Annotated in this window: 17 protein-coding genes; 8 read left to right on the top strand and 9 right to left on the bottom strand. The window is 69.3% G+C overall.

Annotation, left to right across the window (positions count from 1 at the left end; translation table 11 throughout):
- Nucleotides 1–10 precede the first annotated feature (10 nt).
- Nucleotides 11–1,204, bottom strand: a complete 1,194-nt coding sequence (locus MQC88_RS00795) for a sensor histidine kinase (RefSeq protein ID WP_243318299.1) — start codon at nt 1,202–1,204, stop codon at nt 11–13.
- A 128-nt stretch (nt 1,205–1,332) separates the two neighbouring features.
- Between MQC88_RS00795 and MQC88_RS00800 the strand changes: the two genes are divergently transcribed.
- The gene (locus tag MQC88_RS00800) at nt 1,333–2,220 is read left to right on the top strand and encodes an ABC transporter ATP-binding protein (RefSeq protein WP_243318301.1); all 888 of its coding nucleotides are present in this window, start codon (nt 1,333–1,335) and stop codon (nt 2,218–2,220) included.
- Nucleotides 2,217–3,785 carry a hypothetical protein gene (locus MQC88_RS00805; protein ID WP_243318302.1) on the top strand — a complete coding sequence of 523 codons (1,569 nt, stop codon included), beginning with the start codon at nt 2,217–2,219 and terminating at the stop codon, nt 3,783–3,785. The genes MQC88_RS00800 and MQC88_RS00805 overlap by 4 nt, the downstream gene beginning before the upstream one ends.
- Before the next feature lie 13 nt (nt 3,786–3,798).
- Here MQC88_RS00805 and MQC88_RS00810 read toward each other — a convergent pair whose 3' ends face one another.
- From MQC88_RS00810 to MQC88_RS00825, 4 genes are all read right to left on the bottom strand, one after another.
- On the bottom strand, nt 3,799–4,179 hold the full coding sequence (locus MQC88_RS00810) for a hypothetical protein (protein WP_243318304.1): 381 nt from the start codon (nt 4,177–4,179) through the stop codon (nt 3,799–3,801).
- A gap of 71 nt (nt 4,180–4,250) precedes the next feature.
- The gene (locus MQC88_RS00815; protein ID WP_243318305.1) at nt 4,251–4,472 is read right to left on the bottom strand and encodes a helix-turn-helix domain-containing protein; all 222 of its coding nucleotides are present in this window, start codon (nt 4,470–4,472) and stop codon (nt 4,251–4,253) included.
- Nucleotides 4,472–4,954, bottom strand: coding sequence for a DUF2975 domain-containing protein (locus tag MQC88_RS00820; RefSeq protein ID WP_243318306.1), 483 nt, complete (start codon nt 4,952–4,954; stop codon nt 4,472–4,474). Before MQC88_RS00820 ends, MQC88_RS00815 begins: the two co-directional genes overlap by 1 nt.
- Before the next feature lie 252 nt (nt 4,955–5,206).
- A complete protein-coding gene (locus MQC88_RS00825; protein WP_243318307.1) occupies nt 5,207–6,172 on the bottom strand; it encodes an MBL fold metallo-hydrolase in 966 nt (321 codons plus the stop codon).
- 109 nt (nt 6,173–6,281) lie between these two features.
- On the opposite strand from MQC88_RS00825, the gene MQC88_RS00830 reads away from it, so the two are divergent.
- Nucleotides 6,282–6,752, top strand: a complete 471-nt coding sequence (locus MQC88_RS00830; protein WP_243318309.1) for an META domain-containing protein — start codon at nt 6,282–6,284, stop codon at nt 6,750–6,752.
- Between the two features lie 169 nt (nt 6,753–6,921).
- Here the strand turns inward: MQC88_RS00830 and mddA are convergent, their stop codons facing one another.
- The 3 genes from mddA to MQC88_RS00850 form a co-directional block, all read right to left on the bottom strand.
- The gene (gene mddA / locus MQC88_RS00835) at nt 6,922–7,704 is read right to left on the bottom strand and encodes a methanethiol S-methyltransferase (RefSeq protein WP_243318310.1); all 783 of its coding nucleotides are present in this window, start codon (nt 7,702–7,704) and stop codon (nt 6,922–6,924) included.
- Between the two features lie 124 nt (nt 7,705–7,828).
- Nucleotides 7,829–8,887 (bottom strand): alpha/beta fold hydrolase, encoded by a 1,059-nt coding sequence (locus tag MQC88_RS00845; RefSeq protein WP_315857041.1) that lies wholly within the window; start codon nt 8,885–8,887, stop codon nt 7,829–7,831.
- Nucleotides 8,888–8,994: 107 nt separating this feature from the next.
- Nucleotides 8,995–9,405, bottom strand: a complete 411-nt coding sequence (locus MQC88_RS00850) for a DUF1801 domain-containing protein (RefSeq protein ID WP_243318312.1) — start codon at nt 9,403–9,405, stop codon at nt 8,995–8,997.
- 380 nt (nt 9,406–9,785) lie between these two features.
- Here MQC88_RS00850 and MQC88_RS00855 point away from each other — a divergent pair, with 380 nt between their 5' ends.
- Nucleotides 9,786–10,589 (top strand): DUF4189 domain-containing protein, encoded by an 804-nt coding sequence (locus MQC88_RS00855; protein ID WP_243318318.1) that lies wholly within the window; start codon nt 9,786–9,788, stop codon nt 10,587–10,589.
- 119 nt (nt 10,590–10,708) lie between these two features.
- On the opposite strand, the gene MQC88_RS00860 is transcribed toward MQC88_RS00855, so the two are convergent.
- The gene (locus MQC88_RS00860) at nt 10,709–11,566 is read right to left on the bottom strand and encodes a ChaN family lipoprotein (protein ID WP_243318319.1); all 858 of its coding nucleotides are present in this window, start codon (nt 11,564–11,566) and stop codon (nt 10,709–10,711) included.
- A 167-nt stretch (nt 11,567–11,733) separates the two neighbouring features.
- Between MQC88_RS00860 and MQC88_RS00865 the strand changes: the two genes are divergently transcribed.
- From MQC88_RS00865 to MQC88_RS00880, 4 genes are all read left to right on the top strand, one after another.
- The gene (locus MQC88_RS00865; protein ID WP_243318320.1) at nt 11,734–12,015 is read left to right on the top strand and encodes a hypothetical protein; all 282 of its coding nucleotides are present in this window, start codon (nt 11,734–11,736) and stop codon (nt 12,013–12,015) included.
- Nucleotides 12,016–12,398: 383 nt separating this feature from the next.
- On the top strand, nt 12,399–13,373 hold the full coding sequence (locus tag MQC88_RS00870; protein ID WP_243318321.1) for a diguanylate cyclase: 975 nt from the start codon (nt 12,399–12,401) through the stop codon (nt 13,371–13,373).
- Complete coding sequence (locus tag MQC88_RS00875; RefSeq protein ID WP_243318322.1) at nt 13,366–15,501, top strand: ATP-binding protein; 2,136 nt, start codon at nt 13,366–13,368, stop codon at nt 15,499–15,501. Before MQC88_RS00870 ends, MQC88_RS00875 begins: the two co-directional genes overlap by 8 nt.
- Complete coding sequence (locus MQC88_RS00880; RefSeq protein WP_243318323.1) at nt 15,501–15,902, top strand: response regulator; 402 nt, start codon at nt 15,501–15,503, stop codon at nt 15,900–15,902. The genes MQC88_RS00875 and MQC88_RS00880 overlap by 1 nt, the downstream gene beginning before the upstream one ends.
- Nucleotides 15,903–15,913: the final 11 nt, after the last annotated feature.

The raw sequence follows: 15,913 nt of genomic DNA on the forward strand, positions 1-15,913 counted from the left end.
CGTTGCGACTTCAACAGCCGACGTCGAACGTGAACACCGCGCCCCGGCCAGGTTCGCCTTCCGCCTCGATCTGCCCGCCGTGCCGCTCGATGATCCGCTGCACCACCGCCAGGCCGACGCCGGTGCCGGTGAACTCGGACGCCTTGTGCAGGCGCTCGAACGGGCGGAACAGGCGGCTGGCGTCGGCGGACTCGAAGCCGGCGCCGTTGTCGCGCACGAAGAAGCGCGTGCGGCCATCCACCGTGTTGGCGCCGACCTCGATCCGCGCGTGCGCAACGCGCGAGGAGTATTTCCACGCGTTGCCCAGCAGGTTCTCCAGCACCGAGCGCAGCAGCCCGCGATCGGCGCGGCAGGCCAGGCCGGGGGCGATGTCCACCGTGGCCTCGCGTTCGGGCGCCAGGCGGCGCAGGTCGGCCATGATCTCCGCCGCCATCGCGGACAGGTCCACCTCGGTGCGCTCGAGCGCGGCGCCGCCGACGTGGGCGAGCGCGAGCAGGTCGTTGACCAGCTCCGTCATGTGGCCGACGGAGCGCTGCAGGCGTTCCAGGTGCCCGCTGAACTGCGGCGGCAGAGGCGCGCTCTTGTCCATCGCCATCACCTGGCAGGTCATGGCGATCACCTGCAGGGGCGCGCGCAGGTCGTGGCTGACCATCGCGTTGAACGCTTCGACGTCGCGCAGCGTGTTCTCGATGGTGCGCGTGCGCTCGGCGACGCGGCGCTCGAGTTCGCGGTTGAGCTCCAGCACCTGCGCTTCGGCGCGCTTCTGCTCGGTGATGTCCTGGCACACGCCGAGCAGCCGTACCAGCTTGCCGTCGTCGTCCAGCACCGGTTGCGCCCAGGTGTGCAGGTAACGCAGCGAGCCGTCCGGCAGCAGGATGCGCTCGTCGTGCGAGTAGGGCACGTGCTCGTGGAAGACGCGGTTGGTGGCGTCCATCACGCGCTGGCGGTCCTCGGGATGGACCATCGCCAGGTAGTTCTCGTAACTGGGCGTATAGCTGTCGGGGCTCAGGCCGTAGATGCGGTAGAGCTCGGCCGACCAGGTGGCCGTCGGCTCGCTGATGTCCCACTCCCAGGTGCCCAGGTGCGCCACGCCCTGGGTGTCCACCATGAGCTGCTCGAGGCGCCGCAGGCGCTGTTCCAGACGCTTGAGCTCGCTGGCGTCCGACGGGGTCGTGGTGGGGTCGAGCGGAGCCGGGCTGTCCATGCCCGGAATGATAAGTCCTTGCCACTGCGGCCCTCGGCGCGGCGCCGCCGACCCTGCCGGATGGCCTATTGTTTTGGTGTTATACATCACTACACTACCAACCCATCTAGGCAGGCGCGGCGGACGGAATGGCTCTCGAATTGGCACTGGAATCAGTCGGTTACCGCTACCGCAGTGGCCATGAGGCGGTCGCCGGCGTCGATCTGGCGCTAACGCCGGGCATCGTCGGGCTTCTGGGGCCGAACGGGGCCGGAAAGTCCACGCTGATGCGGGTCCTGTCCACCTTGGCGAAGGCCACCGCCGGCCGGGTGACCTGGCGCGGCGAGGACATCGCCCGCAAGCCCGACGCGCTACGCCGTGAGCTGGGCTACCTGCCGCAGGACTTCGGCGTGTACGAGGCGCTGTCGGCGCGCGAGTTCCTCGCTTTTCTCGCGGCGGTGAAAGGCCTGCCGGCGCGCTCGGTCGCGGCGCGCGTGGACGCATGCCTGGCGATGGTGGGCCTCGACGACGTCGCCGACCAGCGCCTGGGCGGCTATTCGGGCGGCATGCGCCAGCGCGTCGGCATCGCCCAGGCGTTGCTCAACGACCCGAAGCTGCTGATCGTGGACGAGCCGACGGTCGGACTGGATCCCGAGGAGCGCGTGCGCTTCCGCCACCTGCTGGCGGAACTGGCCGGCGAACGGCTGGTGATCCTGTCCACGCACATCGTGTCCGACATCGAGGCCAGCGCCGCCACCCTGGCGGTGATGGCGCGCGGCAAGCTGCGCTTCCACGGCGCCCCCGAGGCGCTGATGGCCGCGGCCGAGGGACAGGTGTGGCAGTGGACGCTGCCGGCCGACCAACTGGCGGAAGCGCGCACGCGGCTGAAGATCAGCCGCGCGCAGCGGCGCGCGCATGGCGTGGAAGTGCGCGTGGTGGGCGAGCAGCCCTCGGACGACGCGGTGCGCGTGGCGCCCGACCTTGAGGACGGCTACCTGTGGCTGCTGCATCGCAGTGGCGAGGCGGTCGACGCATGAGCCTTGCATCCGCGGGCCTGTGGCGCTCGGTCGCGGCCGTGCTGGTGGCGGACCTGCGCCAGCGCCTGCGTGCGCCGCGCACCTGGGTGGTGATCGTCGGCCTGGGCGCGCTGATGTGGTGGTGCTTCCCGGCGACGGAGGCGCAGTACCTCACCGTCTCCATCGACGGCATGCGCGGGCGCTACTCCAGCGCCTGGATCGGCATGATCGAGGCGCTGATCTACAGTTCGATGCTGTCGCTGTTCGGCTTCTTCCTGGTGCGCGGCACGCTGGTGCGCGATTTCGAGACGCGCGCCTGGCAGCTGCTGGTCGCCACCACCATGCGCCGCGGCGCCTACCTGTTCGCGAAGTGGCTGAGCCACATGCTGCTGTTCGGGCTGGTGGTGGCGGCAGGGATGGTAGTCGGCCTGTTCCTGCAGTGGCTGCGCGCGGAGGACCGGCACATCGACCTGGTCGAGTTGCTCAAGCCGACCGTGCTGCTCACGCTGCCGACGCTGGCGCTGACCGCCGCGGTGGCGGTGTGGTTCGACATGGTGCCGTGGCTGCGGCGCAGCGTCGGCAACGTGCTGTTCTTCGTGCTGTGGGTGACGTTGCTGAGCGTGGGGACGTCGCAGGCCTCGCGCATCGCGGACATGCCGACGCCGTTCCCCGGCGATCCCCACGGCGTGCTGCTGGCCGAGCACGACCTCGGCCGCGACTGGCCGGTCCCGCCGACGCCGGGCGTGGAGCGCGGGCTGAACGTCGGCGTGCAGGTGCTGAAGGAGGGCGAGTCGGCCGTGCTCGTGGACTGGACGCACTGGGACATCGACGCCGCCACCCTGCGCGCCCGCGGGTTCTGGCTGGCCTGGGCGTTCGTGCTGCTGGCGCTGGCGGTGCCGCTGCTCGATCGCTGCGCCGCGCACGTCTGTAAGGCGGGGCGCGCGGCCCGGGCGGGCGCGCGCCTGCGCTGGCTCGACTTCATCCTGCGGCCGCTGGAGCGCGGGCCGTCCGGTGCGCTGGTGGCGGCCGAACTGCGGCTGGTGCTGCGCCAGCGCCGCTGGTGGTGGTGGCTGGCCCTGCTGGTGCTGCTGGGCATGCAGGCGTTCGCGGAACCGGCGGTGGTGGCGATCTGCATCCTCCTGGCCTGGGTGCTGCTGCTGGACGTGTTCGCGCGGCTGGTGCTGCGCGAGCAGGAGACCGGCACCGGCGCGCTGGTGTTCACCGCGCCGGCGGCACGACGGCGACTGGCCGTCGCGCGTGTGCTGGTTTCCGTCGGCCTCGCATGGGCGCTGGCGCTGCCTGCCGTGCTGCGTCTGGCCTCGTCGCAGCCCACGGCCGCGGCTGCGGCGCTGGCCGTGGGCGCGTCATTTGCGCTATGGGGCATGGCCGTCGGCGCGCTGGCGCGCAATGGCCGGCTGTTCGAACTGCTGGGGCTGGCGGTGGCCTACGCGGGCCTGCAGCACGGCGCCATCTCTTACGTCCTCGCCACGCCGGCGACGACCCTGCGCTGGCATCTCCTCGCCTTGCCCGTTGCGCTGGTCCTGCTCGGGGTGTCGCACCGCAGGACACCCTCGATCCCGACCTAGCGCAGGGTCCGCGCTACCTCCCGCGAGGCGGCGCCACGAACTCGCGCCACACATACCCCCACGGCACCACCAGCGCCAGCACTGGCGTGAACCCGAACACATGGGCCATCTGCTCCGCGTCCGAGCCGGCCAGGGTGCCCGCGCGCCACAGCGGCCATGCCACGAAGAGCCACCAGAGGGACTTGTAGCCGATGGTGAACACCATCAGCGGCAGCCAGCGCAGCGGCCGCAGCAGGCCGAAGATGGCGAGGGTGGGGTAGGTGGCCCAGACGCACCATGCAACGGCGCGGGTGTGGTCCCACGGTCCCTGGTGGCGCAGGAGCACGCCCCAGGCCTCGGTCGCCACCATCAGCGCCATCAGCAGGTAGAACAGGCGCAGGCCCCAGACCTGCACGGGGCGGACGCCTTCGTACCGTTCCCGGTCTTGTGCGAAAAAGCGGCGTAAAGCGGCACTGGCGTTCATGGTCAGTCCTCGGAAGGCGCGGACGGGTCGTAGGCGAGCAGGTCGCCGGGTTGGCACTCGAGCACCGCGCAGATCGCCTCGAGCGTGGAGAAGCGGATCGCCCGGGCCTTGCCGGTCTTGAGGATCGACAGGTTGGCGACGGTGATGCCGATGCGCGCGGACAACTCGGTCAGGGTCATGCGCCGCTGGTGGAGCATCTCGTCGAGCTGGACGGCGATAGCCATCAGACCGTCCCTTCCAGGTCGCTGCGCATGCGCGTGCCCTCGGCGAATACGCGCGCGAGCACGAACAGCAGCAGCACCGCCAGCCAGGGCGCGAGCGAGAAGCCGATGTCCACGTCCAGCGACTGCGCCGGACTGCTCGCGGCCCAGGCGATCGCGCCGATCGCAAGCCGCAGGACCTCACCGGCAAGCACCCACCAGGCGATGATCTCCAGGCGACGCGCGTTGTCGCCGACAAAGGGATCGCCGGCGCGGACGGTGTCGACGATGGCCAGCAACTGCCGCAGAACCCGGTCGGCCACGCCGGCGGCCAGCATGCCGACCACCATCATCGTGCGCATGCCCAACACCATCTGCGGCCGATGCGGACCCTGGCGTACCCCCAAGGCATCGAACAGCGCATCTCCCGCCAGCAGGCTGGCGACGAACAGCAGCCCGATGCCCGCGAGGTACAGCAGGTTGAGCACCACCAACCAGCGGATCAAGGGGCGCGACCAGGCCAAGGCGGTAGACGGGACGGGCGAGGGGGCCGGGGTCGCCATGGGTGCACTCCGCTTTATCGTTTAACGATATTAAACATATCGAAAAACAATAAGCAAGCGAGATGCTCCACGCCGCCCGCAGCCCGCTTGGGGAAAAGGTTTCGGGGACCATTTCCGGGTGCAAATGCGCCCCGCTTTGCAACGGCGCGCCCGCCCGGAGGCCGCCGCGACCCTCAAATTGTCCCTGACCCCATTTCAGTCCGCCCGTATCCGGACCTGCTCCCCGATCTCGATCACCATCCCGTCCCGGCCGACTTCCACCCGGCCCGGGTAATGCCGCCGGACCAGCGGCAGGAGGTCGTCGCCGGCCCTGGCGTAGTGCGAAAACACCGCGAGCTTCGGCCGTGCCTCCGCGAAGATCACGCCCGCTTCCACCGGGTCGGTGTGGTGCTCGGCGATCCCCCGCATCTGCCCGCGCGTCAGCGCGTTGGGCATCGGTGCGGCCGGATCGCCCGCAAGGGCGGGATCGCCCTTCCAGCGCCCGACTTCATGGATGAGGAGGTCCGCGCCCTTGGCGAACGCGGCGAGGTTGGGCGAAGGCCGCGTGTCGCCGGAGAGCACGACGGAACGGCCGCGGTAGTCGACGCGGAACCCGTACGCCGGCTCGACGGGTGCATGGTCCACCAGGAAGGCCGTCACCTTGACGCCGTTGGTGTCGTAGACCACGCCGGGCTGGATGTCCGTGGCGTCCACGGCAATGCCTTCGCCCGGAAAGTGCTCGTCGATGTCGCGACGCACGTGGATGTCGAAAGCGAAGGCCGCCTGCAGATGCGCCATCATGGCGCGGGTGCCCGCCGGGCCCAGGATGCGGAACGGCGTGCGGCGCCCTTGCGATGCCCACGGGAACAGGTAGAGCTCCGGCAGGCCGACCAGGTGGTCGGAATGCAGGTGGGTGAGGAAGGTCGCGGTGACGATGCCGGGATCCTCCGGCATGGCGCGCAGCGCGGTCGGCACGCCCCTGCCGACATCGAACAGCAGCACCTGGTCGCCGGCAAGCACCAGGGTGCCGATGCCCACGCGGTCGGGGCGGACGACCGGGCCGCCGGCGGTGCCCAGCAGGACGACGCGGACGTCGGGTTCGGCAGGCGGAGCCTGCGCGTGCCCCGCGATGGGCAGCAGCAGCGACAGCAGGAGCATCCACGGGGTCAGGGCGCGATGCATGGCGTCAGTCCTGCGCAGGGCGATCCTCGGGCGGGGACAGGGCATGGTACGCCGGCCTTGACCCCGCATTGCGGTGCGACCCGCTAGGCTGCCCCTCATGACGATCCGGATGACCCTGTCGTTGCTGGTGCTGGTCGCGTTCGGCAGCGCTTGCGCACCGACGGCGACCCAGGCCGATGCGCCGGCCGTTCCAGACGCCCTTTCCGCTGTGGGCCGCTGGAAATTGCAGGGCGCCACGGACAGCCAGGGCCAGCCCATTGCAGCCGTGCTGCCCGACGGCACGCCGAAGCACGGCATCGCCTTCAACGATGGCTCGCTCGCGATCCGGGGCGGCTGCAACCAGATGGGCGGTCGCTACACCATGGACGCGCAGGGCCGGCTGGTGGTGTCGGAGCTCCAGTCCACCCTCATGGCGTGCGCCAACAAGGCGCTGATGGACGCGGATAGCGCGGTGGCGGGGCTGTTGCAGGGGGCGTCGGCATGGCGCATTGCCGAAAGCTACCCGGAGCAGCTCTTCCTGGAGCACGCGGACGGGCGGCGCAGCCACTGGGTGGCCGAGCGCCTGCCACCATCCCCGTAGCCGCGTATCGGGAAAAGGTGTCAGGGACCATTGCGCAGGGACGATTTCCGGTGGCGTTGCCGTGCCAGCGCTTGCGCTGGTGATCATCGGCGCATCAATCGGGGCCTGGTCGGGGCGCTGAAGCAGCAAAGCGGTTCCACGAGCGCAAGCGAACCTGCGACGACGGCGCCTAGGCCGTGGGCCTGCGCTGGCCGATGACGGGACCGGCCGGCGCTCCGCGACGGCGATGCCAAGGCCGCGGCACGATCATCGGAACCTCGCGCTGGTAGGCCCGGTACGCGTCGCCATGCTGCGCCAGCAGGTCGCGCTCCTCGAGGAATTTCACCGCCACCAGGATGTACGCCGTGGTGACCGCGGCGAACAGCAGGTGCCCGACGGTCATGTGCGGCGTCGCCCAGAACGCGATCAGGAATCCCAGCATCAACGGGTGGCGCACCATGCGGTAGAAGGCGCGGGCGACGAAGGGCTGGTCGGCCAGCGTGCATTCGCGCGCGTAGGCCCACACCTGGCGCAGGCCGAACAGGTCGAAGTGGTTGATCAGGAAGGTGCTGGCCAGCACCAGCAGCCAGCCCAGCGCCGAGATCGCGATCAGCGCCCAGTAGCCGGGCCCGTGCACGTCCCAGACCACCGTTGGCAACGGTCGCCACTGCCAGTACAGCAGCACCAGGACGAGGCTGCTGACGAGCACGTAGGTGCTGCGTTCGATCGCGGGCGGGACGATCCGCGTCCACCAGCGCTTGAAGGCCGGTCGCGCCATGCCGCTGTGCTGCATCGCGAACAGGCTGAGCAGCGCGAGGTCGATGGCGAGCGCGACCGGCCAGGCGACGAGCGGCCCGTTGTCGACATGCCGGGGGACGCCGACACCGGCGACGAATGCGATGGCGTACAGGAAGGTCGCCAGGAAGACCGCATACGCGGCCGCGCCATACATCAGTGCAAGCAAGCGGGACATGGTCGTGACCTCCACGGGCGCCGATCGGCAGAGGGAGATCGTGCGCGTCCGCGCGCGCGGGAGACATGGGAAGGTTGTCCCGGTCGCCGGGCCGGGCCGGCGGATCCCGGGACAAATGTCCCGATCAGGACGTTGGGCGTTGCGCGCGGACCATCGCTTCAGCGCGGCTGCGCACGCCGAGCTTGCGGTAGAGGTTGGACAGGTGGTTGCGCACGGTCTTTTCGGACACGCCCAGTTCCCAGGCGATCTGCGCGTTGCTGCGGCCCTCGCACAGCAGCCCTAGTGCGGCGCGTTCGCGCGCGGTCAAACGCGACTGCGACGGCTCGGCGGGCTGCGCACCCGTCGACATGCCGGTGAACTCCAGCACTGCCTGCTGGAACAGCAGCCAGGCCGGCTCGTCTTCCAGCAGCACGTGGTTGTCCGAGTTGAGCTGGACGAAGGTCGCCCCGGGGATATGGCTGGCCAGGTAGCGTCCCTGCGACGGCGGTGCGATCTGGTCGCGGCTGGCATGCAGCACCAGCGTCGGCGTGGTGACCTGCGCCAGGCAGTCGCGGACATCGACGTTGCCTCGCGCCTGCATCAGGGCGCCGGCATTGTCCACCGAGGTCGTGCGCCGGCAGAGTTCGTTGAACCAGTCCAGTTGCGCCTGCGTGCCGCGTGGCACGAAGCGCGACGTGAACAGTTGCCGGAATGCCGGGTTGTCGCTGCCCCAGCCAAGCCGCACGACGTCCATCACCGCCTTGTAGAGCGCGAGCCGTTGCGGATCCCCCGAGCGCAGTCCGCCCACGGCGTAGCCGCCGTAGAGGATCAGGTGCGACACGCGCTCCGGGTGGCGGATCGCGTAGCGGATGGCCGTCGCCGCGCCCTGGCTGATGCCCAGCAGGACCACGGGCTGCGTGACCCGGGCCGCCTCGATGACCGTTTCCAGGTCGTCCACCCACTGGGGCAGATCCAGGTCGCGCACCACGCGGTCCGACATGCCGCAGCCACGTTCGTCGTAGCGGATGTAGCGGAAGTGTTCGCCCAGGAACCGCACCCAGTGCGACCAGACGGGGCTCTCCAGATCGTATTGCAGGTGCGTGAGCCAGGTCGCGGCCTTGACCAGCGGCACGCCCCGCCCGAGCGAGGCCCACGCCAGGCTGACGTCGTCCGCCGTGGATACGTAATGGACGCCTTGCTTCATCGGCAGCCCGTCCGGGGTGGCACGTCGAGGATAGCGCCATCGCCACAACGGGGCACGACGGGGTTAGGTTCAATTGGCCGCGCTTCGTGGATGTTCCCGCAGGCGGTCTACTTCTTCGTTGGTCGCTTCCCCGCGCCCGGCAACGCGGCAACCTGTTTCATCCACGCCACGACCTGGGTTTCGTCGATCTCGTCCAGGGAGGCGATCTCGACGCCGCGCGTCGACTTGCCCATGGCGACGGGCGTCACCGGCGGCACCGGAGCCAGCGCGGTGCCGTTGATGAACATCAATTTGACGTGGCTGGCGAAGGCGCCGGAGGAGAAGCACCAGCCATCGCCGACGCCGTAGTACGCCATGCCCCACTTCACACTGCGCTGCAGGCCGGGCAGGGCGTCCGCCGCCAGCCGGTCGATGCGTTCGGCGATGCGGCGCTGCGGTTGCGGCAGGCTGGCGATGTAGGCGAAGACCGGCTTGTCGCCGACGGCGGCCCTGGCCGGGCTGGCCTTGCCCGTGGTCATGGACTCCGGCAATGGCGTGGCCGTGGCGGCATGCGTTGCGGCTGTTTTTGCTGGTTTCCGGTTCATCGTGGGTCACTCCCTTTCGTCACCAGCCTGGTTGGCCGGGTCTCGATGGTGCGACGAACAAGGGTAATCCGGATCGACCATGCACCCCTGACGCTCGGTCGCAAAAAAAAGAGGCGGCGGACATGAGTTCCTCGCCGGTACATCCAGGTGCTCCGGCCGCTTTACCCACCGGCCGTTGCTGCGGGGAGGGATCCGCACGGCCTTGCATTTCGTCCGAATTCGCGGGGTTGCACGGTGCGGCCAGGGTCGCGTTGCGGCGGCCAGCCGGAATGCTATAACCCGCATGCTGTCCAACCAACAGGGGAAGGGGAATGATGGATTTGCATTGCATGCGTGCGTTGCTGTTGCTGGCGATGGTCGGCCTGGCGCCGCAGGTGTCGGCGCAGGAAACGCCGCACGCGGCTTTGGCCGTGGACGAGGCGCAGGGCTACAGCTTCGGGTTCGCGCACGATCATCCGGGACAAGCCACCGCCGAGAAGCGCGCGATGGACGAGTGCGCGTCGCACGGCGGCCAGGGCTGCCGCGTGGTGCTGTCGTGGGCGGGGACCGGCTGTGGCGCGTACCGCTCGGTGACCAGCAACGGCTTCGCCTACGGCTGGGGCGTGTCCGGAACCCGCGCCGAGGCGGAGGCTGTCGCCGACCGCGAGTTGTCAGAGCGCAGCAACGGCCGCCTGGCCGACAACCGCGCCTGGGCGTGCAATGCCGGCACCACTGCGCTGGCGGTCCTGGTGCAGGAGACTCCCCGGGCGACGGCCACCGGGCCGAAGACCTTCTTCGATAGCGCCGGTGATCCGTACCAGTACACCGGCCCGGAGCGCGACGGCAAGCCGCACGGCACGGGGATCGCGCTCTACGAGAATGGTGACCGCTACGAGGGTGGTTTCGTCGACGGCAAGATGCAGGGCCGCGGCATCTACAGCTGGACCAGTGGCGCGCGATACGAGGGCGACTGGTTCGACGACCAGATGCAGGGGCAGGGCAACTACCGGTTCCGCAACGGCAAGGTCTACATCGGCGAACTGCGCGCCAGCAAGATGCACGGCTACGGGCGCTACTATGAAGCCGACGGGACCCTTTCCTACGAGGGCCAGTGGCGCGACGGCGAGCGGGTCGAATGACCTTTCCGCGCCGATGAGTTGTCGATGGAGGCCCCGCACCGCGGGGCCTCTTTCGTTGGAGGGGCACGGAAGGGGCGCGACGGAACGCGTCGGGTGCGTGGCCGCGGTGGCAAAGTGCTTCAGGTGCCGGCGGGCGATCCGCTTGAGGTCGTCTTGCCGAATGCGGCACAGGGATCCGGCCGCTCGACCTCGGGAATGGACACCACTTCGTCGAAAGCCTCGGCGGAGCCGCCGGGCTCGAGGAAGCCCACCGCGAACGGCGCCAGGCCGGCCTGGCGCAACCAGTAGGGCACGCCGATGTCGCGACGCACGTGGCCGTTGCCGGCGAGCAGCACGGCGCCCGTCGACGCATGCTCGGCAAGCGCCTGCGCCATGACCACGTCGCGCGCGATCTGCGCCCGCGCCATCGGCCCGACCATCGTTTCGGGCAACTGCCCGCAATGGCTGTCGCGCACTTCGGTTTCCTGCGCGGCGACCAGCGCCGGGGGCAGGGTGTCGAGGTGGTATCGGGCGATCATCGCGGGCGACAGCGCCGCCCCGAAGCCGTCCCGCACGACCTTGGCGGCGTCGGCGCGGGAGAGATTGGCGGCGTACAGCGGCAGGTCGTAGTCGAGCGCCAGCGCGATCACCGGCGCGTAATGGTCCCAGTGCCAGCCGGACTTGCCGGGCGCCACGCGCGCGATGACGCAGGCGGCGTCGGCGCAATCGCGCATGGCCGCGTCCAGCGCGCCCTGCTGCTCGCGGTCGAACTGCTCCATCGCGATCGCCGGCCGCCAGTCCGCCGCCAGGCGCGCCTGCAGTCGTTCCAGCCGCGCCGCGTGGCCCGGCGCGCTGTCGTGCACTTCACCCAGCAGCAGCACTTCGGGCGGATCCACGGCGCCCTGCGGCGCTGGCGCCGGCGCGGGGGCATGTACGCACGAGGTGAGCGCGCCAGCGGCGAGCACCGGCAGGAGCAGCAAGGCCGCACGACTGGGCATGGCGAGGGTTCCGGGCGACGACCGGCGCAGCTTGCCATGCCTGCGCGGAAACAGGGGAACCAGGCCGCGTGCATTCCGCGCCGCCGGAGCGCCGCCTGCTGCAAAAGGATGACGATCCCAATCGTCCCCACGCTATGCTCCCGGCTCGTGGACACCAGGTCGATCCCATGAAGGCTACCGTCGCCGGTCTCATTACACCGCACGTGCTGGCGATCGCCGATCTCGCCGCGCAGGCCGAGAAGGGCGCGATCGTCGACTGGCACGTGCGCGATGCCGTGGCCAGGACCATCGGCGAACTCGGCCTCCAGTACAACGCCGGTGACCTGATCGCGTCCTACATCCAGTGGCTGGAAACCGCCGCGCGCGAGGCAGGGCAGGCGCGCGAGGCCTATGCCCGCGTGTTGCAGGCCGCGGTGACCGCCGCCCGGGCGCTCGGGGAACGCGCGTAGGGTCCGCGACCCGTTACCCGAGGGGGGCTGCTTTCCCGCGCCGCTGCGGCGCGTCGCGTGACCCGGCCGTGCCCGGTTCAATGATGGCAGCGTGCCTCGAACCGTGAACCTGACCCCATTCCCCGGCCCGTGGCATCATCCGTCCCATGAACCCCGTGGAACGCCTCGACCAGCCAGCCATCGGCAACGGGACGGGCGAGCTTCCAGCCGGGCGCAACGACCTTGTCGCAAGCCGGCGCACCGCATGGGGATGGCCGCGGCGACGGCCTGTGCGCATGCGTGGCCCCCGGCTGCGCCCGGGCCGGAAACAGGCGGTTCCCTTGGCACAGAAACCGACAGCACGCGCCCGGTGACCCTTGGAAAATAACAGCATCATCCTGTGCGTGGACGATGATTCCACGGTATTGAACGCGCTGCGCACCCTGATGACGAATCATTTCGGGCCGGAGGTGCAGTTGGAATTCGCCGAAAGCGGCGACGAGGCGTTGGAGATCGAAGCCGAGCTGCGCGCGCAGGGCATCGAGCTGAGCCTGGTGCTGTCGGATTTCATGATGCCCGGCCTGCGCGGCGACGAGCTGCTGGTCCAGCTGCACGAGAAATCGCCGAGTACCGTCAAGATACTGCTGACCGGTCAGAGCGACATGTCCGGCGTGAAGCGCGCCATCAACGAGGCCAACCTCTACCGCTTCCTCGAGAAACCGTTCCTCAACGAGGACATCCTGCTGACCGTGCGCGCGGCCATCCGCGCCTACTGGCAGGACCGCGACCTGGTCCGCCAGAACGAAGCGCTGCGGCGGATCAACGCCGAGCTCGAGGACATCGTGGCGGCCCGCACCGAGGAACTGGTGGAAAAGAACCGGTTGCTGGAAGTGCTGGCGGTGACCGACAAGCTGACCGGGCTGTTCAACCGGCGCAAGCTCGACGAAGCGCTGGAGGAGGAAGTGGCGCGGGCGCGGCGCTACGAGTTCGACCTCTCGATCATCATGCTCGACATCGACCACTTCAAGCAGGTGAACGACAACTTCGGCCATGGCGCCGGCGATGCGGTCCTGGTCTCGGTGGCGGACCTGCTGCGCGAGCACACGCGCGATACCGACGCGCTGGGGCGGCTGGGCGGCGAGGAATTCCTGGTGGTGTGCCCGCACACCAGCGCCGAAGAGTGCCTGGTGCTGGCAACGGCACTGCGCGAGGCGATCGCCGCGTACCATTTCCGCGGCATCGGTTCGGTGACATCGAGCCTTGGCGTGGCTTCCCTGCGCCCCGACGACACCGCCGACACCCTGCTGGCGCGCGCCGACGCGGCGCTGTACCGGGCCAAGCACGCCGGCCGCAACCGGGTGGAGGCCGAGGATGGCTGATGACGCCGTGCTGATGGCGCAGCGCATCGAGCGGCTCGAGGCCGAGCTGGCCGAACGCCGGCGCGCGGAGGAACTGCAGCGGGCCCTCTACGAGATCGCCGCGCTGTCCACGGCCGACAGCCCCGAGCGCGAGCACTACGTGCAGCTGCACGAGATCGTCGGCCGGCTGATGTACGCGAAGAACTTCATCATCGCCTCCTACGATGCCCAGGAAGGCATGATCCGCCAGCAGTACCTGGTGGACGAGGACCCGAACGAAGTGCCGGAAAGCTTCCCCTTCGGGGAGGGCATTTCGTCGCTGGTGATCCGTACCCGCCTGCCGTGGCTGCTCGACGACCCGACGTTCCAGTCGCTGGTGGCCGCCGGCGAGATCCGAGCGCCGCGCGGCCTGGTGGATTTCAACAGCTGGATGGGCGCGCCGCTGGTCGCGCAGGACAAGGTCCACGGCCTGATCATCGTGCAGAGCTACAGCGCGGACGTGACCTACACCCAGTCCGACCTCGAACTGCTGAACTACGTCGCCAGCCACGTGGCGACCATCGTCGCGCGCTGGCAGTCGAACAGCGCCCTGAAGCGGGCCAACGATGAACTCGCCGCGTCGGCGGAGACGCTGCGCCTGCTGGGCGACATCGGCAAGGACCTCACCGCGTCCCTGGACACGCTGGCGATCTGCCGCACGATGGAAAGCCACATCGCCGAGCTGCTGCCGATGGATGCGTTCGGCGTCGCGCTGCTGTCGCCCGCCGGCGACTCGCTGGACTACGTCTATTACATCGAGGACGGCGTGGTGGATTCGACCACCTCGTATCCACTCGACCACCCCACGTCGCTGGCGGTGCTGACCTTCCGCGAAGACCGCGAGCTGACCTTGTTCAACGATACCCAGCTGGACAACGCGCCCAGCGCGACCGACATCCAGGAGTCCGCGCCGATCCTTTCGGCCGTGTTCCGCCCGCTGATCGCCAACGGACGCCGCATCGGCGTGGTCACGGTGCAAAGCCACCAGGCCGACGCCTACGGCGAACGCGAACTGGAGGTGTTCCGCTCGGCGACGGCCTACGCGGCGATCGCGCTGGCCAACGCCGATGCGTACGCCGTGGCGGAGGCGGCGCGGCGCGATGCCGCGCAGGCGCTCGAGGACCTGCACCAGGCCGAAGCACACCTGGTGCACTCGGAGAAGATGGCCGCGCTCGGGCAGTTGATCGCCGGCGTGGCGCACGAGATCAACACCCCCATCGGTGCGATCAAGTCCAGCGGCCGCAATATTTCCGAGGCGCTCGACAGCGCCCTGCTGGACCTGCCGGGCCTGCTCCACGAGCTCGACGCCGGGCATCGCGTGCTTTTCAGCGACCTGCTCAGGCGCGCGAGCCAGCCTTCGGTGGTGTTGAGCACGCGCGAGGAACGACGCATCGTGCGCGAGGTCACCGAGCAGCTCGAGCAGCTTGGGCTGGAGCAGGCGCGCCATCGCGCCGGCCTGCTGGTGCAGCTGCAGTCGCACGCGGACCTGGACGCGGTGCTGCCGCTGCTGCGCCATCCGGCCGCGGATCGCATCCTGGACACCGCGCACGGCATCGCCACCATCACCACCAACGCCGACAACATCAATACCGCGGTCGACCGGGTCGCCAAGATCATCTTCGCGCTGAAGTCGTTCTCGCGCTTCGGCGGCGTGCAGGTATGGATGGAGTCCGACCTGCGCGAAGGGCTGGAGACGGTGCTCACGATCTACCAGAACCAGATCAAGCACGGCATCGAGCTGGTGCGGCAGTTCGAAGACCTGCCGCCGGTGCGGTGCCTGCCCGACGAGATCAACCAGGTCTGGACCAACCTGGTGCACAACGCTCTGCAGGCGATGGATTACAAGGGCAGCCTGACCGTTGGTCTACGCCGGGACGGCGACAATGCGCTGGTGTCGATCACCGACAGCGGCTGCGGCATGGCGCCGGAGGTGCGCGAACGGATCTTCGATCCCTTCTTCACCACCAAGCCGGCCGGCGAAGGCACCGGCCTGGGGCTGGACATCGTCCGCAAGATCATCGAGAAGCATCGCGGCACGATCGTCGTGGAGAGCGAGGTCGGCCGCGGCAGCACGTTCACCGTCAGTTTGCCAATCGCAGGAGCCGGATGATGGAAAAGGGCGTGTTGTTGTGCGTCGACGACGAGATCATCGTGTTGACGGCCTTGAAGGACCAGTTGCGGCGCGCGTTCGGCAGCGACTTCCACATCGACGTGGCCGAAAGCGCGGAGGAAGCGCTGGAGTTGCTGGACGAACTGGCGCAGGAGGGCCACAAGCTCCTGGTCATCGTGTCGGACTGGCTGATGCCGGGCATGAAGGGCGACGAGTTCCTGATCAAGGCCCACGAACGCTTCCCGACGGTGGTCAAGATCATGCTTTCGGGACAGGCCGAGACCGCAGCGGTGGATCGTGCCCGGCGCGAGGCAGGGCTGCACCACTTCCTGGCCAAGCCGTGGAACGCAGAGGCGCTGGTGCAATCGATCATGCAGGGACTGAGCGCCCGCAAGGACTGACGCGCGAGCCG

Origin of the sequence: Cognatiluteimonas sedimenti (assembly GCF_022808325.1) — a bacterium.
Classification (GTDB): domain Bacteria; phylum Pseudomonadota; class Gammaproteobacteria; order Xanthomonadales; family Xanthomonadaceae; genus Cognatiluteimonas; species Cognatiluteimonas sedimenti.